Annotated in this window: 20 protein-coding genes; 5 read left to right on the forward strand and 15 right to left on the reverse strand. The window is 72.7% G+C overall.

Annotated features, from left to right (window positions below):
- Positions 1-2 precede the first annotated feature (2 nt).
- Genes AH6_RS08800 through AH6_RS08825 form a run of 6 tightly spaced genes read right to left on the reverse strand, consistent with a single transcriptional unit; the run spans position 3 to position 5,904 of the window.
- Positions 3-1,325, reverse strand: a complete 1,323-nt coding sequence (locus AH6_RS08800) for an AAA domain-containing protein (RefSeq protein WP_067476518.1) — start codon at positions 1,323-1,325, stop codon at positions 3-5.
- Entirely contained in the window at positions 1,322-2,794 is a 1,473-nt protein-coding gene (locus AH6_RS08805) for a hypothetical protein (RefSeq protein WP_067476520.1), read from the reverse strand. The genes AH6_RS08800 and AH6_RS08805 overlap by 4 nt, the downstream gene beginning before the upstream one ends.
- A complete protein-coding gene (locus AH6_RS08810) occupies positions 2,791-3,933 on the reverse strand; it encodes a hypothetical protein (RefSeq protein WP_067476522.1) in 1,143 nt (380 codons plus the stop codon). Before AH6_RS08810 ends, AH6_RS08805 begins: the two co-directional genes overlap by 4 nt.
- Positions 3,930-4,829, reverse strand: coding sequence for a hypothetical protein (locus tag AH6_RS08815; protein WP_067476525.1), 900 nt, complete (start codon positions 4,827-4,829; stop codon positions 3,930-3,932). Before AH6_RS08815 ends, AH6_RS08810 begins: the two co-directional genes overlap by 4 nt.
- A gap of 48 nt (positions 4,830-4,877) precedes the next feature.
- Positions 4,878-5,480, reverse strand: a complete 603-nt coding sequence (locus AH6_RS08820) for a class I SAM-dependent methyltransferase (protein ID WP_067476527.1) — start codon at positions 5,478-5,480, stop codon at positions 4,878-4,880.
- 34 nt (positions 5,481-5,514) lie between these two features.
- Complete coding sequence (locus AH6_RS08825; RefSeq protein WP_067476529.1) at positions 5,515-5,904, reverse strand: VOC family protein; 390 nt, start codon at positions 5,902-5,904, stop codon at positions 5,515-5,517.
- 160 nt (positions 5,905-6,064) lie between these two features.
- Between AH6_RS08825 and AH6_RS08830 the strand changes: the two genes are divergently transcribed.
- The gene (locus tag AH6_RS08830) at positions 6,065-6,757 is read left to right on the forward strand and encodes a histidine phosphatase family protein (RefSeq protein WP_067476531.1); all 693 of its coding nucleotides are present in this window, start codon (positions 6,065-6,067) and stop codon (positions 6,755-6,757) included.
- Between the two features lie 4 nt (positions 6,758-6,761).
- Here AH6_RS08830 and AH6_RS08835 read toward each other — a convergent pair whose 3' ends face one another.
- The 4 genes from AH6_RS08835 to AH6_RS08850 form a co-directional block, all read right to left on the reverse strand.
- On the reverse strand, positions 6,762-7,700 hold the full coding sequence (locus tag AH6_RS08835; RefSeq protein WP_281180207.1) for an NAD(P)-dependent oxidoreductase: 939 nt from the start codon (positions 7,698-7,700) through the stop codon (positions 6,762-6,764).
- Entirely contained in the window at positions 7,697-8,287 is a 591-nt protein-coding gene (locus AH6_RS08840) for a TetR/AcrR family transcriptional regulator (protein WP_067476536.1), read from the reverse strand. Before AH6_RS08840 ends, AH6_RS08835 begins: the two co-directional genes overlap by 4 nt.
- Before the next feature lie 42 nt (positions 8,288-8,329).
- A complete protein-coding gene (locus tag AH6_RS08845) occupies positions 8,330-9,400 on the reverse strand; it encodes a phosphotransferase enzyme family protein (RefSeq protein ID WP_067476539.1) in 1,071 nt (356 codons plus the stop codon).
- Positions 9,401-9,498: 98 nt separating this feature from the next.
- Complete coding sequence (locus AH6_RS08850) at positions 9,499-9,900, reverse strand: nitroreductase family deazaflavin-dependent oxidoreductase (RefSeq protein WP_067476541.1); 402 nt, start codon at positions 9,898-9,900, stop codon at positions 9,499-9,501.
- Positions 9,901-9,974: 74 nt separating this feature from the next.
- On the opposite strand from AH6_RS08850, the gene paaI reads away from it, so the two are divergent.
- Positions 9,975-10,436: a hydroxyphenylacetyl-CoA thioesterase PaaI gene (gene paaI / locus AH6_RS08855; protein ID WP_067476544.1), complete on the forward strand. Its 462-nt coding sequence runs from the start codon at positions 9,975-9,977 to the stop codon at positions 10,434-10,436.
- On the opposite strand, the gene AH6_RS08860 is transcribed toward paaI, so the two are convergent.
- The gene (locus AH6_RS08860; protein ID WP_067476547.1) at positions 10,396-11,262 is read right to left on the reverse strand and encodes a Sco1979 family transcriptional regulator; all 867 of its coding nucleotides are present in this window, start codon (positions 11,260-11,262) and stop codon (positions 10,396-10,398) included. The genes paaI and AH6_RS08860 overlap by 41 nt on opposite strands.
- A gap of 336 nt (positions 11,263-11,598) precedes the next feature.
- On the opposite strand from AH6_RS08860, the gene AH6_RS08865 reads away from it, so the two are divergent.
- The gene (locus AH6_RS08865; RefSeq protein WP_067476550.1) at positions 11,599-11,913 is read left to right on the forward strand and encodes a hypothetical protein; all 315 of its coding nucleotides are present in this window, start codon (positions 11,599-11,601) and stop codon (positions 11,911-11,913) included.
- 123 nt (positions 11,914-12,036) lie between these two features.
- The gene (locus tag AH6_RS08870; RefSeq protein WP_067476553.1) at positions 12,037-12,633 is read left to right on the forward strand and encodes a DUF4291 domain-containing protein; all 597 of its coding nucleotides are present in this window, start codon (positions 12,037-12,039) and stop codon (positions 12,631-12,633) included.
- Positions 12,634-12,661: 28 nt separating this feature from the next.
- Here AH6_RS08870 and AH6_RS08875 read toward each other — a convergent pair whose 3' ends face one another.
- Positions 12,662-13,168, reverse strand: coding sequence for a hypothetical protein (locus AH6_RS08875; RefSeq protein ID WP_157431351.1), 507 nt, complete (start codon positions 13,166-13,168; stop codon positions 12,662-12,664).
- A 194-nt stretch (positions 13,169-13,362) separates the two neighbouring features.
- Between AH6_RS08875 and AH6_RS08880 the strand changes: the two genes are divergently transcribed.
- Positions 13,363-13,665 (forward strand): hypothetical protein, encoded by a 303-nt coding sequence (locus tag AH6_RS08880; RefSeq protein WP_067476559.1) that lies wholly within the window; start codon positions 13,363-13,365, stop codon positions 13,663-13,665.
- A 209-nt stretch (positions 13,666-13,874) separates the two neighbouring features.
- On the opposite strand, the gene AH6_RS45780 is transcribed toward AH6_RS08880, so the two are convergent.
- From AH6_RS45780 to AH6_RS08895, 3 genes are all read right to left on the reverse strand, one after another.
- The gene (locus tag AH6_RS45780) at positions 13,875-14,528 is read right to left on the reverse strand and encodes a nucleoside triphosphate pyrophosphohydrolase (RefSeq protein WP_245679237.1); all 654 of its coding nucleotides are present in this window, start codon (positions 14,526-14,528) and stop codon (positions 13,875-13,877) included.
- Positions 14,529-14,857: 329 nt separating this feature from the next.
- Positions 14,858-15,739 (reverse strand): hypothetical protein, encoded by an 882-nt coding sequence (locus tag AH6_RS08890; protein ID WP_067476562.1) that lies wholly within the window; start codon positions 15,737-15,739, stop codon positions 14,858-14,860.
- Between the two features lie 308 nt (positions 15,740-16,047).
- Entirely contained in the window at positions 16,048-17,331 is a 1,284-nt protein-coding gene (locus tag AH6_RS08895; RefSeq protein WP_067476566.1) for a citrate synthase, read from the reverse strand.
- Between the last annotated feature and the right edge of the window lie 129 nt (positions 17,332-17,460).

Here is a 17,460-nt window from a genome sequence, read left to right on the forward strand (position 1 = left end):
GGTCAGGCGTCGGCCCGCACCCGGTGCTTCGACAGGTGCGCCAGCACCGCCTGGTTGGCCTCCCACCCGTCGGGGAACTTCACCGGCACGCCGAGGCGCACCGGCTCGGTCGAGGGATGGGCGTCCAGCAGCTCGGGGATCCCGGCGCGCGCGACCACCAGGCACGCGTGCCGGTGCCGCGAGGTCAGCACGCACAACCGGCCCGACTCCAGGTGGAATGCGGTGGCGTCGCGGCGGCCCGACAGCGGGTGCAGCACCACCGTCACGTCGTACTCGCGGCCCTGCAACCGGTTGGCGGTGTCGACCGTGATGCCCTCGCCGTGCGGGCCGAGCGCCGCGCGGATCGCGGTGACCTGGTCGCGGTGCGCCGCGCCGATCGCGACGCGGTCCGCGCCGACGGCGTGCGAGCCCAGCTCGGAGTGCGCGGTCGGGCCGCGTTGCAGCAGCCGCACCGCGAGCGCGGCGGCGGCGCGCACGGCCTCGGCGTCGGTGCGCAGCGTGTGCCGGGCGGGCAGCTCGTACAGCGCCCAGCCCGACGCGGCCGCCTCGTCCAGCGCGCGGTCGTAGGTGGTGCCCATGCCGCGCGCGCCGTACTCCAGCCGCCGGTCGCGCGGCCCGGTGCCGGACCGGAAGCCGGTGAACGGGTAGAACGCCTCCGACACCACCGGCGCGGCCGAGGCGGGCAGCCGCCACGACACCGGCAGCCGGTGCACCGGCAGGTCGGGGTTGTGCGCCAGCAGCACCGACACCGCGCTGCGCATCGGGTCCCACGACAGGCCCGACCAGCGCTCGACCTCCACGGTGGAGAACGGGTCGAGCTGGCCGGGGTCGCCCACGAACAGCGCCCGCTCGAACCGGCCCGCGATGCGCAGCAACATGTCCGAGCGCATCTGGTACGCCTCGTCCACGATCGCCCACGGCCAGGAGCCCTCGGCCAGCGTCGCCCACTTCGCGGCGGTCGCGATCACCACGGTGTGCTGGGCGAGCTGGTCGGCCTTGGTCGCCACGGTGACCGACGGCCGCGACGACACCCGCTCGGAGGGCAGGTAGGACGACGCCGACAGGCGGCCCACGGTGATGTGCGGGTGCTTGGCGGCGATGCGGTCGATGAGGTCGTCGACCTGCTCGTTGGTCTGCGCGACGATCATCATGCGCTCGCCCGCGTCGGCCAGGTGCGCGGTCGCCCGCACCACCAGGGTCGACTTGCCCGCGCCGGGCGGGGAGTCGACGATCACGCCGCGGTGCCCCCTGTCCAGGTCGGCGAGCACGGCCGCGACGACGCCGTCGGCGGCGGCGCCGGGGGACAGGGTGTCGGGCGCGGTCATGACCAGTCCTCCGCGGCGTCCTCGTCGGTGGGCTCGTAGTCGGCGGGCGGGCCGCCGTGCGTCCAGGGCGTGTTCTCCTTGTCGGGGAACCGGCTCGGCCCGAACGACCCCGGGATCAGCGAGGTGAACACGACCCGCGCCCCGACCCCGGGCACCGAACCCGGCTCGGGGGTCAGCTTCCGGCCCAGGCCGCCGGTCAGCTCCAGCAGGACCGACGCGCCGTCCACGCTCACGACCCGTCCCTTGAGACCGGGCCGGGCGGCGCTGCACACCTCGGTGCCGGGGTCGAGCCGCACCGGGTCCTCGGTGCCGACGCGCAGGTGCGGGCGGAGCTTGGGGCGCTTGCCCGATTCATCCAGCCGCGTCGGGTCGCACTCGGTGACCGTGCCGCCGAACGCCAGGCCGTTCAGCCGGTGCTCGGCCATGACCAGCGGGTCGTCGAAGGCGCGCTGGGCGTCGTAGGCGTCCTGCGCGCGCTCCATGTCGTGCAGCCGCTTGGCGGCGCGGACGGGGGAGTCACGGCGGGCCTGCGGGTACGCCTCGCCGAACGTCTGGTGGAAGTAGGTGAACGAGTCGCGGTCGCGCTCCCAGCGGGCGGGGACGCTCGCGCCCTCGGGCAGCGCGCGCAGCACCTCCACCGCGCGCCACATCAGCTCCCAGGTGGGCGCGAGCTGGCCCTCCAGCACGCGCCGGACGCGCTCCTCGGCGCGCGGGTCGCGGCCGGAGGCGTCGAAGGCGGCGATCGCGGGGGCCAGCACCTCGTTGTCGAAACCGGGGTCGGTGACGGGCCCGGCGGGCGGGCTGAGCACCGGGTCCTCGGCGCGCGCGGCGGCGGCCGGGCCGTCCATGCCGCCGGGCGGCGCGATCCAGCCCAGCAGCGCCGCGAGGTTGCCGTCCTCCAGCGAGCTCTGCCCGGTCGCCCAGTGCAGCCGCAGCGCCTCGGTCATCGTCATCAGCAGCGCCGACCCCGGATGGTCGTGCCGGTCGGTGTACCAGGTCAGCCAGCGGCCGAGCACCGGCACCGACGGCTCCACCGCGTACGGGCCGTCGGTGCGGCGGAACCGCGTGGACCGGCCCAGCATCCGCAGAAAGCCGACGCCGCCGCGGTTGGGCACCAGCAATTGCGGCGCGTCGGTGTAGCGGATGCGCTCGGTGCCGTCCTTGGCGGGCGGCAGGTCCTCCACCGCGCCGTGGTGGGTCTCGATGTGCTTGAGCACGACTTGGGCCAGCTCGGCGGCGAACGCGAACCGGAGGTCGCGGTTGCGCGGCTGCGGGACCGCCAGCAGCGCCGGGGCGGCGGGGTCGGATCCGATCATCACCGCCAGCGGCGCGGCGGCCTCGCCCGCCAGCTTCAGCGGCACCATCACCAGCGGGTGGTCGGCCAGGTGGCAGTGCCGGACGGTGGCCAGCGGCTGGGCGATCCCGGCGGCGGCCGCCTCCAGTTGCGCCAGCGAGGTCAGCACGCTCATGCGACGCTGCCGAGCCCCGCGCCGTCCGGTGCCGTGCCCTGGCCCGCGCTCTGGAGTGCTTCCGCGCGCAGCCGGGCGGCGGTGCGGAGCTGGGCGGCGGTCTCGGCGAGGTCGGCGGCCGGTTCCAGCGTCCCGTCGGCCAGCGCCAGCGCGGTGCCGATCGAGTCGACGCCGCCGAGGTCGTCGCGCACCGAGCGGCCGAGCGCGCCGGTCGCGCCGCAGGCCCGCGCCTCGTCGCGGCAGAAGAAGGCCATCTCGCAGCTCGACATGCACTCGGGCGCGTACCGGGCCTCCACCGCCCGCACGGCCTCGTCGAGCGCGCCCGCCAGGTCGAACGACAGGTCCTCGGGCAGTTCGGCGACGATGCGGTCGACGCGCGTCAGCCGCGCGAGCTGCCGTTCCAGCACCGCGAGCTGCGGGCGCACGTCCACGGGCGTGACGGTGGGCCGGTTGGAGAAGTTCTCCGGGCACACCAGGATCACCTCGTGCGACACGCGCTCGGCGGGGTGCCCCAGCTCGGCGACCAGGCGGCGCAGCGCCAGCACGTACACCGCCGCCTGCCGCGCGGCCGCGGCGACCTGCGAGGGCTCGGCCTGCCCGTCGATCACCGCGAACGACTTGATCTCCACGATGTGGAAGCGGCCCTCGATCTGGAAGGCGATGACGTCGGGCTCCAGGTAGGCGACCTGCCCGGCGATCTCCAGCCGCAGCAGCGGGTGGTCGTACAGCGTGCCCTCGCCGCTGTCCAGCGCGCGCCGCAGCAGCCGCCGGGTGCGGGCGTGTCGCAACTCCCGGCCCTCGTTGCCCGCGACGACCTCCAGGTCGTCGTAGGACACCTCGGGCACCGCGAGGCCGAGCCGGTCGCGCAGCAGCGTCAGCAGCTCGGCGCAGCCGTCGGCCTTGACCTGCGCCTCGAACACGTTGCCGCGCGTGATCGCGAACTGCGACTGGCCGAACGGCGCGGGGAAGCCCAGCGTGCGCGAGACCGCGTCCTTGTCCACCCCCGCGGCGTCCATCACGCCGCGGCGGGCGCAGCCGGGGTTGGCGGTCAGCGCCGCGATGGTGCGGGCGTCGTGGTTGCGCGGCGGCGTGGCCCCGCGCAGCCGGTCCAGGTCCAGGGCCGGCGCGGTGTCGGTCATCGGTGGTCTCCGTCGGTGGTGCTCGCGGCGCTGCGCATCGCCCGCAGCCGGGCGCCGAACAGGCGTCCGGCGTCGTCGAGCTGGGCGCGGGCGCGTCCGGCGGCCCGCCTGCGCTGCCGCCGGTCGGTCTCTTCGTGCACGTCCAGTTCCGCCTGGGCGGCCTCGATGAGGGCCCGCGGCTCGACTGTACCGACCGCACCGGCCGCCGCACCGGGAATGTTGGCCGCGAAACGCCACAGCAGCCGCTGCACGTCCGGGGCCTGCTCCCTGCGTGCCGCGTGCTCGGCGACGCGGACGGCGGCGGCCAGGAAGTCGGTGCGGGCGCTGAGCGGCCCGACGATGCGGCGCTCCAGCGGCCAGGTGCTCACGGTGAGCAGGCCGCGCGCGGGCGCGAGCAGGTCGGCGGTGAGCGCGGCGCCCAGGTAGTAGGGGCGCGCGTAGGGCGCGGTGCGGAACGAACGTTCCTCGTCGCGGCGCAGGCTGGTCAGCCGGGTCCCGGGGATCTGGCCGGGGAAGAACGTGGCGTACACCGAGCCGATGAGCTTGGGCGCGGCGGGCGCGCCGATCAGCGTGAGGGCCTGGTGGACCTGCTCGCGCACCGGGACGAGCCCGCGCGGTGCGGCGGACGGGCGGTTTGGTGCGCGGACGGACGCGGATGGTTCGTCGTGATCGGCGTCCGGGGCGGTGTCAGGAGCGGCGGGGCCGTCGCCGAGGACGGCGTCGTCCCACGCCTGCTCGGCGGCGCGCAGCTCGGCCCGGTGGACGCGCGCGGCCTGCCGGTCTCCGGCGGCCATCGCGCGCCGGACCGCGGCCCGCAGTTCGGTGATGCGCGCCTCAAGCACGTCCGGCGACGCCGCGCCTGGGGCGTCGGGGGACGGTGCGTCGGGCGTGGACATGGCGGCGAGCGTAGCGCAGGTTCCAGACAGTTCCAGGGTTTTCCAGTTTCAACGCGGTTTGCGCCAGATGAGGGAGTAACGCCAGAGGGTGTGCCGGCGGAACCGCGCCCCCGGCAGCAGGCGCAGCGCCTCCGCGCGCACCTCGGCCCACGTCATGTCGGGGTTGGCGACGGGATGGGCGGGCTGACCTGCGATGGCGCGGTTGCGGAGGCGGTGCGCGTGGTGGGCGGGCAGTCCGGTGGCGCTGCGCATCAGGTCGCGGAGACCGGCGTTGTTGGCCAGGCCGACCACCGCGAGGCCGCCGCCGGGGCGCAGCCCGTCGCGCATGGCGGTGAGGGCGTCGGCGAAGTCCATGTGGTGGAGGGTCGCGACGCAGCAGACGAAGTCGAGGCTCTCGGGCGGAAGGTCGTAGGAGAGGAAGTCGGCCACCACGAAGTCCACGTTGCCGAGGTCGCGGTTCGCCGCGCGCGCCTGCTCGACCATCTCGGGCGAGCGGTCGATGCCGGTGACGTGCGCGGCGCGCAGCGCCAGCCGTCGCACCAGCAGGCCGTCCCCGCACCCGACGTCCAGGGCCTCCCGGCAGCCGCGCGGCATCGCGCCGAGCACGACCGGGTGGTAGTGGGTGTTGTGGTTCCAGTAGGGGGCGGTCATCGGGGCCTTCCGTGCCGGGTCGGGAGCGCCGGGGTCAGGTGCGCCGGTCGCGGCGCAGCGGGTGGTCGGCGGGGATCTCCACGATAACGATCTTGACGTTCTCGGGGTCGGCGATCCACATCTCCACCAGCCCCCACGGTTCCGCGCGCGGCTCGCGGTCGATCGTGACCCCGGCGGCGGCCAGCCGCTCGTGCTCGGCCCGCACGTCGCGGACCTGGAGCCAGATCATGGGGGAGGAGCCGGTCGTGCCCGCGCCGTGGCCGGAGACCTCCAGGAAGCCCGAGCCGAGGAAGAAGACCATGCCCGGGTCGTCGGGCGGCCCGAACTCGCGGTAGACGGGCAGGCCCAGGACGTCGCGGTAGAAGCGGCGGCTGCGGTCGAGATCGGCCGGTCGGAGCAGGATGCGGCTGCTCAGTACCTCCATGGGAGCCCCCTCAGGATCGTTTTCCCCACTCTCCATCCTCGCCCGCTGGGTGGGCGGCCACACGTGCGGGGGCGGTCGGGTGGAGCCGTCCGGCGGGCGTGTCCGATTCGCGGCGTTCGACGGGCGCGTCCGCTCATGCCAGCCTGAACGGGTGATCGAAATGACGGGGGCGCGGGCCTGGCTGATCCGGCACGGCCAGAGCGAGTCCAACGCCGGCCTGCCCACCCATGGCCCCGGCGCGGCGCCGCTCACCGAACGGGGTCGCGCCGAGGCGGCGGGCGTGGCGGCGGCCTTCGGCGGACCGCCCGCCCTGATCGTCTCCTCGGACTTCGTGCGGGCCAGGGAGACCGCGCTCCCGGCGCGGCGGCGGTTCCCGGAGGTCCCCTACGAGGAATGGCCGGTCCAGGAGTTCACCTACCTGGGGCAACTGCACGGGCCGGGCACGACCAACGCGCAGCGTCGCCCCTACGCCGAGGCGTACTGGGACCGGTCCGACCCGCACCACGTCGCGGGCGAGGACGGCGAGTCGTTCCAGAACCTGATCGACCGGGCCCGGGATCTGCTGGCCCGCCTGACGGTCGTGATGGAGCGGGGATCGGTCGCGGTCTTCACCCACGGCCTGTTCATGCGGGCCGTGGCATGGACGCTGGCGACCGGGATCACCGAGCCGGGGCCGGACGACATGCGGGCGTTCCGGCGCTTCATGGACGTGTTCCGCACGCCCAACGGCTCGGTGATCGAGCTGCGCCCGCAGGGGCCGGACCTCTTCCAGGTGCTCCTGGGGTCGGCCGGGCACCTGGTGGGCGGGGACGAGGTCCCCGTCCCCGGCGGGCGTCCCAGCTACGCGGACTGACCGGTTACGCGGGCTGACCGGGGAAGCTGGCGAAGTAGCCCGCCGCCATGTCCTCGCCGCCGTGCCCCTGCTCCTCGGCGCGCCGCAGCCGCTGGTGCGCGGCCTCGGCGAGGTCCACGCGCACGCCCGCCGCCTCGGCCGCCTCGGCGATCAGGCGGGTGTCCTTGGCGGCGTTGGCCACCGTGAAGCTCGGCGCGTAGTCACCGGCGGTGATCGCCTTCAGCTTGGCCTGGAAGTAGCCGCTGTCCATGGGGCCGCCGGTGACGACCTCGCCGAACAGCGCCGGGTCCACGCCGAGGCCCTCGGCCAGCCCGACCGCCTCGCCGATGATCCCGGTCAGGGAGATGGCGTAGCTGATGGCGGCGAGCTTCAGCCGGGACGCCGTGCCGCCCGCGCCGTCGGAGTCGAGCCACAGGGTCTTCTTGCCGACCGCGCCGAACACCGGCTCCAGCGCGCCGCGCACGCTCTCCGGCCCGGCCGCGAGGATGACGAGCTGGCCCTGCTCGGCGGGCTGCCTGGTGCCCTGGACGGGCGCGTCCACGAACGTGACGCCGTGCTCGGCGGCGAGCTTGGCCAGCGGCTCGACGGCCGCGACACCGACCGTGCTCATCTGCGCCCAGATCTGGCCGTCCCGGAGGGCGGGCGCGGCGTCGTTCATCGTGGCGAGCACGGTGTCGCCGTCGTTCAGCATCGTGATGACGACGTCTGCGCCCGCGACGGCCTCGGCGGGGGAGTCGGCGATCGCGATGCCGTCCTGGGCCAGCGGCTCGGCGCGGGACCGGGTGCGGTTCCAGACCGTGACCCCAAGGCCCGCCTTGCGCAGGTTGCGGGCCATGGCGGCCCCCATGATGCCGGTGCCGAGCAGTGCGACGGTGGTCATCGTCGTGTTCCTTCCAATTTGACTGAACGTTACAGATTTGGGGTGTGCTGATCGGGCGGTCAGGCGGGAGCGGGCAGGGCGTGCAGCGCGGTGTCCACCACCGACGCCAGGCGGCGGCGGTCGGCGCCCGTCTTGCCCTGTACTCGCAGGCCCTGGATCGTGGTGACGACGAAGTCGGCCAGGGCCGTCACGTCGGCGTCGGACGGCAGCTCGCCCCGGGCGCGGGCGCGCCGCAGCGCGGCGGTCACCGATTCGGCGATCCGGTCGAAGGCGTCGCCGACGATGCGGCCTGCCGTCGGGTCGTGGGGCAGCCGCTCCACGGCGGTGTTGGTCATCAGGCAGCCGCGCTTCGCCGGATCGGTGGCGGTGTCGTCCACCAGCGACAGCAGCAGGTCGCGCAGCACGGTGCGGACCGGCTCGTCGCGGTCGAGGCGGTCGGCCATCCGCGCGGTCGAGGCGGCGGCGTAGCGGGCGAGGGCCGCCTCGTACAGGCCGTCCTTGCTGCCGAACGCCGCGTACAACGAGCCGCGCCCGATGCCGGTGGCCTCCACCAGGTGCTGGATCGAGGTCGCCTCGTAGCCGCGGCTCCAGAAGACCTCCATCGCCGCGTCCACCACCGCCTCGGTGTCGAACTCGCGGGTGCGCGCCATGCCCCGACCGTAGCCCTATCTGTAACGGTCGGTCAAGATCGCTCAGCCGTAGGCCGGGCTCTCCTCGGGCTCGGCGCTGTAGGGCGCGGGGAACGCCTCCAGCGTGCGGTCGAGGTCGGCCGACCACCAGACCACCAGCGCCGCCGCGTTCGCCGCGCCGCGACCGCCCGTCCCGGCGTCGGCCTCGCCGCTCCCGTCGCCCAGGTAGCGGTGGCGCAGCGGCGCGACGTCGCACAACCGCTCCCACCACTCGCGGTGCACCGCCGCCTGGATCTGCCCGGCGTCCAACGGGAACTCAGTGCGGTGGCCGCGCACGAACGCCTGGACCCGTTCCAGGTCGAGGCCGCGCTCGTCCTCGCAGGCGAACAGCAGCGCCGCGGCCCGCACCAGTTCCCCGGCGACCGGGCCGGTGGTCAGCGCGTCCCAGCCCAGCACGGCGGTGACGTTGCCCGACCCGCCGTAGCGCAGGTGCTCGGGGCGGAACGCGCCGTGCAGGTGGGCGACCGTGCTGACCTCCAGCTCCGGCGGCCGGAAGTCGGCGTACTCGACCAGCAGCGCGCGGCGCTCGCGCAACCGGCGCTCGGTGAGCGCGGCGAAGTCGGTGCCGTCGGCGGGCACCGCCTCCAGCAGCGCGTCGATCTCGGTGACCGCGTCGGCGGCGCGCGGCGTCGGCACCAGGATGCTCTGCTGCACCGGCGGCGTCCGCGCGTCGAGCTCGGCGTGCAGCCGCCCGAGCAGGCCGCCCAGCGACTCGCACTGGCCGTAGGTCAGCTCCAGCCCGCCGCGCCGCCGCCCCGACACCCACGGGTACAGCACGTATCCGCGGCCGCCGGAGGTGACCAGCGTGCGGTCGCCGCGCGCCGGGACCGGGGCCAGCACCGGCAGGCCCGCCCCGTCGAGCGCGGCGGTCAGCCGGTGCTGGAACAGCAGGGCGCGGCGGTCGGGCTCGGCGTACTCCACCAGCAGGAACGGGCCCGACGCGGAGTCGATCCGCCAGGAGCGGCGGCCGGGACCCGCCGGGACCGGTTCGGGCGTGCCCGCGTCGTCGATCCCCCAGCGCCGCGGCAGCCGGGGCGGCGGGGCGGTGTCGCACGTGCTCTGGGACGTCGGCACCTCAGCACCTCGGGGCCTCGGACGGACAGCGGTCGAACGAATGTTCCCGCACGACGCTACACGTCCCGGCCCTTTCCGCGAAAGTGAACCGCCCGGCGTCAGACCCGTTCCAGGACGACGACCGGAATGTCACGGTCGGTCTTCTGCTGGTACTCGTCGTACTGCGGCCAGGTCGCGACCATCTTCTCCCAGAGCGCGGGCTTCTCCTCCGCCGACGCGGTCCGGGCGCGGGCGGTGAACTTGTCGCCGCGCACCTGCACCTGGACCTCCGGGTCGTCCTTGAGGTTCAGGTACCAGTGCGGGTCGTTGTCGTCGCCGCCCTTGGAGGCGACGATGACGTGGTCGTCGCCGTCCTCCTGGTAGATCAGCGGCGTGGTGTACGGCTTGCCGCTGCGCCGCCCCGTGGTGGTGAGCAGCAGGACGGTGGTGCCGTTCCAGTCGTGCCCCTCGGCGCCGTCGGTCTCCTGGTAGCGCTGGACGTGCTCCTGCCCGAACAACATGGCCTGGCCCCTTCTCCGTGGTCGGTGTGCGAACAGGATCTTCCCCGCGGGCCGGGGATCAATACCCTGGGCGCATGGACGAAGCGGCGGAGGCGGCGCGGCGGTGCGCCGAGACGATGTACGGGCGCGACCACGCGGCGCACCACCTCGGCATCGAGATCACCGGCGTCGCGCCGGGCCGCGCGACGGCCCGCATGGCCGTCACCGGCACGATGGTCAACGGGTTCGGCATCGCGCACGGCGGCTACGTGTTCCTGCTGGCCGACACCGCGTTCGCCTACGCGTGCAACACCCACGACGCGGTGACGGTGGCGGCCGCCGCCGACGTGGTGTTCGTGGCGCCCGCGCACGAGGGCGACGTGCTGGAGGCGACGGCGGCCGAACGCACCCGCTACGGGCGCAACGGCGTGTGCGACGTGACGGTGCGGCGCGCGGCGGACGGCGCGGTCGTCGCCGAGTTCCGCGGGGGCAGCCGCAGCCGCTCCGAGCGGGTGCTCAGCCCTCCTGGAGGATCTCCCGCAGGAGGCGCACCGTGAGGTCGGGGCGCGCGGCGGTGATGCACAGGTTGTTCATCGTGCGCATGTAGGTGTCGATGTCGGTGGGCTTGTCCAGGTAGAGCGCGCTGGTGAGCTGCTCCAGGTAGACCACGTCCGACAGGCCCGGCTCGGCGAAGCGCAGGATGGTGAACGGGCCCCCGGCGGCGGCCTGGCCCCCGGCGCCGAACGGCACCACCTGCAACGTCACGTTGGGCAGCTCGGCCATCTCGATCAGGTGCTCGATCTGGCCGCGCATCACCTCGCGGCCGCCGAGCGGGCGGCGCAGCACGCCCTCGTCCAGCACCGCCCACAGCGTCGGGGCGCCCGGCGCGGTGAACCGCTCATGCCGGGTGGTGCGCACCCGCACCCGCCGCTCGACCTCCTCGTCGGTGGCGTCGGGGTGGCCCAGCCGCACGACCGCGCGGGCGTAGTCCTCGGTCTGCAGCAGCCCCGGCACGAACTGCACCTCGTAGCAGCGCAGCAGCGAGGCGGCCTCCTCCAGGCCGAGGTAGGTCTCGAACCAGGCGGGCAGCACGTCGCCGTACCGGTGCCACCAGCCGGGCGTGTTGGCCTCGCGGGCGAGCTCCAGCAGCGGCGCGCGCTCGGCGGCGTCGTGCACCCCGTACAACGTGAGCAGGTCGGCGACGTCGCGCTCCTTGAAGCCGACGCGGCCCAGCTCCATGCGGCTGATCTTCGAGTGCGAGCCCCGGATCTCGTACCCCGCCTGCTCGGTGGAGATCCCGCTGGCCTCGCGCAACCGGCGCAACTGCGAGCCGAGCAGGATGCGGAGCACGGTCGGCCCGCCGCGGCGCGGATAGTCGATCAACCGGGCCGGACCTTCGTCGTCGGCCGGGGGCGTCGGGGCAGTTGCATCTCGGGGCAAGTGGTCACCAGCCAGTTGACGGGTCCGCGGGGCGGAACGGCACCGCCTCATGTTAGAGGATCACCCAGGAAATTTGGGAAGAGTGAAAAAACCGATCTCGGCGACCGTTGCGCGTTCGTGGTAATGGCGTCCGCCGCCCAGGCCGCGGTGACGAAGCTCTCGTCTTCGCGTGCAAACGATGGGGAGGCCGTGACTGTCCTTATATACAGGGCCCGGTGCGCCGCACGGTGACGGCGCGCCGGAGCATGACCGATCACCCGTCGCATTGGGGGAAAGACCATGCACTCGACCGATCGTGAATTGCCGGACGTCCACTTCCTGACCTCGGGCCGCGTCACCGAGGCCGAGCGGGACGCCGCCGCACGCGCGCTGCACGAGGCCCTGGCCGACGTGCGGGGCGAGGTGGCCTCGATCCAGGTGACGCTGAGCGTGATCGCCGACGAGGCGCTGCCGCGCCCGGCGCTGGCCCAGGCCGTCGTGGTCCTGGACGGCCGCCGGGTGCGGGCGCAGGCGGCGGCGCCCGGACTGGCCGAGGCCATCGGCCTGCTGCGCGAACGCCTGGCGGTGCGCACCGCGTACCTGCGGGCGAGCTGACGGAAGGGCGGCGGCGCGTCCCTGTACGGGGCGCGCCGCCGTCGTGTCGGACGGGCCGGAGACGGCCATCGTGGGAGAAAACGGGTTGAGCGGCCGGACGACGCTTCGGCACTGTGGTCGGCGATGAACCTGCACCAGATCCGCGCCCTCCACGACCGCGACTCCATCACCGTCTACCAGGCGTACCGCCCGGAGATCGCCGACGCCGCCCTCGCGGGCGGGCGCTTCGTCGACCCCTTCTCCCGCACCAGGATGACCTGGATCAAGCCGTCCTTCCTCTGGATGATGGAGCGCTGCGGCTGGGCGACCAAGCCGGGCCAGGAGCGGGTCCTCGCGATCCGCATCACCCGGGCCGGATGGGAGGAGGCGCTGTCGCACGCCGTGCTGACGCACCCGGACAGGCGGGTCTTCCGCGACAGCGAGGAGTGGCGGAAGCGGTTCGCCACGTCGCTCGTCCGCGTCCAGTGGGATCCCGAGCGCACGATCCGGGGCGGCAAGCTGGAGGAGCGCAGCGTCCAGGTCGGCCTGGGCAGCCGCATCGTCGGCCGCTACGTCGACGAGTGGACCCTGTCCATCGAGGACCGGACCCCCTTGGCGCACAAGATGCATCGTCTCCTCAAGGACGGCCGAACCACCGAGGCGAGGCAGTTGCTCCCCAGGGAACGTCCCTACCCCCTGCCTGAGGAACTGGCCCACCGCATCGGCGCGGACCTCCCCTGACGAGCAGCGCTCTGCTCAAGCCGGACGGCTAGACGCCACCGGGCTTGAGCAGACCGTTCGTCGTGTCCCGAATCTGCCGGGCGAAGACGTTGCTGTAGGCGCTGCCGACGACGCGGTGGCCCTGGTAGGTGTAGTACGAGTCGGCCGAGGCGTCGACGAGCACCGTGGACGTCATGCCGGCGAAGCGCTTGAGCGGCGTCGTCTCGGCGACGGCCGCGCGGCTGGCCTGGTCGGTTGTGGGAACGACCAGGAAGGCCGTCGCCAGGACACCGGTCTGGAGGCCGCGCGGCAGTCCCGGCTTGTTGGCGCAGGCGTGGTCCAGCACGGCCTTGGTGTACTGCTGCGCCGTGACGGCGTAGGAGTCCTCGACGCGTCCGACGGCGACGAACAGGTGCATGGAGGTCAGCGTCGGCCAGTGGGTGACGCGCTTGTGGGCGATGTCCGTGGGCACGCCACCGATCGTCACGGCCTGGACCGTGTACCCCGACTCCGCGAGGCGGCTGCGGAGACGTTCTGCGGTTGCTTCCGGACTCATAGGGGCTCCTCGCCTTTCGGTGGTCGAGGCGACTGTGACATAAGCGATCAATGGTGGCGACGGTTTACGTGGGAAGCGCCCCGGATTGGCCACCAAAGGCCGCCGGATTGCTCCGAACCGCCCGCCCTCGACCGCGACGGCCACGCACAACACCGGACGGCGCGAGCGGCGACACGAACGCCTAGAATCCGCGCATGAACCTCCGAGACGCGGTGCGCATGGTCCTTGCGGAGTCGGCCGCCTTTCCCGAACTGCTGAGGGTGACCCGGCACGCCTACGAAGAACTCGACGCCGGACGCCCGGTGCCGCACACGTCGCTGAGCTGGCTGCTCAGGGAGGCCGCGCGCAAGGGGGTCTACTCCGCCCTCGTGCGCAAGCACGGCACGCCGGCCTTCAACGAGATGGTCACGGTGCTGGGCAAGGAGATCGACCGACAGGCTCCGGCCCCCATCCGCCGCCCGTCGCCGAGCCTGGGTCTCTCAGCAGCAGGAGCCTGAGAACCAGGACACGAGCGACACCCCGGAGAGCCTCCCGCGGCCACCAGGTCGACGAAGACAACGGACGGCGGACAGGGGACGGGCAAGGGATGGGGAAGACCCCGCAAAGCTGATCAAGCCCCCTCTCCCAAGCAACAAGAACGGTCCCCGAACCCCACTGCCCTTCCTTCCCGGCAAGCCGTCCAATCAGCTTCCCGACAAGTCGGCGATCACTGGGGGAGCGCGAGAACGATCCTGTCCGTGAAACCGCCGCGCGCTGCCGCCTTGGCGGCGCGCTGCTCTTCGAGGTCGTCGGGGCTGAGGCCGTGCAGGGCGGCCAGCGCGTGGACGACTTCGAGGACGTCGGCGAGTTCGGCGGGATCGCCGGTCGCGGTGTATTCGCCTGCCTCTTCGTAGAGCTTCGCCCGCAGCAGTGCCGCGTATTCGCCGCTCGGAGCCACGCGGGTGTCAGGTGTGCGGCCTCCCGCACGGATGATGTCGGGGATGCGGTCGCGGACCAGCTTCTCGGTGCGGCCTCCGTTCTCTTTGGGGGAGTGGGGCGAGACGCCGTGGCGCCGGTCCAGGGACTGCACCCACTTGACCGCCACGGCCGCGGTCTGGATCAGCTCGTTGCGCAGCCGGACGGGATCGTCCTCGGCGAGTGCCTCGTAGAACTCCTCGGTGAGGATGTGCCGCCAGGTCAGCTCCCCCTCCCGCCAGGCGACCGCGCAGTCGCGCTTGGCCTCCTCGGCATGGTCCGAGTAAGCGGGACCGCTGCCGTCGGGGAATTCCTGGACGCCCCACAGCCGGTCCTGCGCGGCGCGTTCCGCAGCGACGTCGGCGAGTACTTCAGAAAGACCATCAGGTACTCCAAGGTTTTCCATGGCGAACGACGTTAGCCAGCCGCACCGGCCGACGTGGCTTGTTACGCCTGCCGCACGACCGGAACGCCAGAACCACCACAAGCCGAGAGCAGGGAAACTGACACCCCGAGCCGGCCAGGAGTTCGGCGCCCATCCACACCCTCACCGCCTCACCGCCCACCGGCTTCGGGAGTTCATAACGCACCCGAACGTGAAGCCCGAGGATCGGAAGGGCAGGAGACGCGCTGGTCAGACCGAGGACGGAAGAACGACAGGCAAGCCGATCAGGTCGGAGGCGAAGAGCGAAAACATGCGGGCCGGGCAAAGATGAGAAAGCGAGGATGTGCTGGTCAGGCGGCTTCCTGATCGGAGTCGCAGTGCAGTAGCTCGTACATCACCGAGGGCAGCTCGTCCCACAACCACTCGTTGAGGGTGCCGGAGTATCGGGCGGGCGGGTCGACGCGCAGGAGTCGCGGCCGGAGTTCGGTGAGGCGCACGGTCACCGGGCCGTTGTCCCACATGGGGCCGTGCGTCCCCCAGTAGGAGGCGAAGTCGCCGCTCGTCAGGGAGATCTCCCGTGGAACGGTGTGCGTGCCGGGGCGCGTGCCCAGCGGCAGCAGGCGCTGGGCGGTGGTGCGCAGCACGTTGAGGGCCGCCAGGTCGTGCGGGCAGGACACCCCCGAGACCCGTAGCTCGGGGAGCCCGAATCTTCGCAGGCCACGGCTGGTGAGCTGCACGCAGGCGCAGCCGTCTATCTCGTCGTCGGGGGCGGTGCACCTGCCGCTGTCGCGATACGGCGGCAGCCACGCGCCGAGCCAGTCGTCGGCCAGGGTGAAGTGCGGGTTCTCGGTCGGGCGCCCCAGCACCTGACCGGTGTCGGTGTCCACGGCGACACCCTGCACCTCCTGCGCGATCGCGCGGGCCATGGCGCGGGCCAGCCGGCCACCGAACGGCTGGTCGGAGACCGGGAGCACGGCGGTGACGCCGATGTGCCGGGTCGCCTCGCACACGCGCAGCGCCGTCCGGCCGTCCTCGTCGTAGGGTCGCAGGTCCCACGGCGAGTCGGCCGCCCGGTACGTGGTGATCATCAGGGCGGGCCCGCCGAGGCGGCGTGCCGCCTCGGCCGCGAAGGGCGCCGCTGGCGACGGGAGCGCGGCGGGCTCCCGATCGGCGGCGACCACGAAACAGGCCGTGGTCTTGTCCGGGATCACGCAGGTGATGTGGTCGTTCATGACGCCTCCTTCAGCCGGTTGCACGATCCAGAGTGCGGGCCGGGACAGGAGTGGCGAAAGACAGAACCGCGTTCTGTGGATAACTCTGAGGCGCGCGGGACGACGGCGGATGATTGGTCGCTGGTCCGGTGCGCGCCGATGGTGTGGCGGCAGAACGCGCAGGGCAGCGAGCGGACGCCGTTGATGAAGCTGGTGCGCTGGCGGACCGGCGGGGCGCCGCCGGGGGCCGGGGTAACCCGCGCCCCTGGAAAGCGACAGGGCCGGACGGCGGGCGTGAGTCCCGCGTCCGGCCCCGCGGAGCGTCGTGATCAGCGCGACGACGGGTCGGTGTAGTGCCGCTCGCCGGGACCGGTGTACACCTGGCGCGGCCGACCGATCTTGGTGGTCGGGTCGTTCATCATCTCGCGCCACTGCGCGATCCAGCCGGGCAGCCGGCCGAGCGCGAACAGCACGGTGAAGGCGTTGGTCGGGAAGCCCATCGCCTTGTAGATGACGCCGGTGTAGAAGTCGACGTTCGGGTACAGCTTGCGCTCGACGAAGTAGTCGTCGCTGAGCGCGACCTCCTCCAGGCGCATGGCGAGGTCCAGCAGCGGGTCGGACTTGCCGAGCGCCTCCAGCACCTTGCCGGTGGCCTTCTTCACCACCGCGGCGCGCGGGTCGTAGTTGCGGTAGACCCGGTGCCCGAAGCCCATCAGCTTGACGCCGGGCTCCTTGTCCTTGACGCGCCGCACGAACGAGTCCACGTCGTCGCCGTTGGCGTGGATGTTCTCCAGCATCTCCAGCACGGCCTGGTTGGCGCCGCCGTGCAGCGGGCCGAACAGCGCGTCCACGCCGGCCGACACCGAGGAGAACAGGTTGGCCTGGCTGGAGCCGACCAGCCGCACCGTGGAGGTGGAGCAGTTCTGCTCGTGGTCGGCGTGCAGGATGAACAACATGTCCAGCACGCGCACGATCTCGGGGTCGATCTCGTACGGCTGCGTGGGCAGGCCGAAGGTCATCCGCAGGAAGTTCTCGACGTAGCCCAGGGAGTTGTCCGGGTACAGCAGCGGCTGGCCGATGGAGGTCTTGTAGGCGTACGCCGCGATCGTCGGGAGCTTGGCGATGAGCCGGATGCTGGACTGGTCGACTTGGTCGGGGTCGAAGGGGTCCAGGCTGTCCTGGTAGAAGGTGGACAGCGCGCTGACGGCCGACGACAGCACCGCCATCGGGTGCGCGCGGCGCGGGAACGCCGAGAAGAACGCGCGGAACTTCTCGTCCAGCAGCGTGTGGTTGCGGACCTTGTCGGAGAACGCGCTCAGCGCGTCGGCCTTGGGCAGCTCGCCGTAGATGAGCAGGTAGGCGACCTCCAGGAAGGAGGACTTCTCCGCCAGCTCCTCGATCGGGTACCCGCGGTAGCGCAGGATCCCGGCCTCACCGTCGATGTAGGTGATCGCCGAGGTGGTGGAGGCGGTGTTGGTGAAGCCCGGGTCGAGGGTCACATGACCCGTCTCTTTCAGCAGGGGCGAAATGCCGAGACCCGAGGGGCCCTCGGTCGCCTGAGTCACCTCGAGGGGCATCTTGCCGCCCGCGTGGTTGAGCTCGAAATCGGACATGTTCGCTCGCTCCCAACTCCGTCCACAACTGCGCAGACGTATCCGTCCTTCATCGTATCCACGCGATCATGCAGGTTGATCCTGGCCCGCCCTTGGTTGACGGCGGCCGTCAGGGGATGTTGCGCTGGC

The sequence above is a fragment of the Actinomadura hibisca NBRC 15177 genome (genome assembly GCF_001552635.1).
Classification (GTDB): Bacteria; Actinomycetota; Actinomycetes; order Streptosporangiales; family Streptosporangiaceae; genus Spirillospora; species Spirillospora hibisca.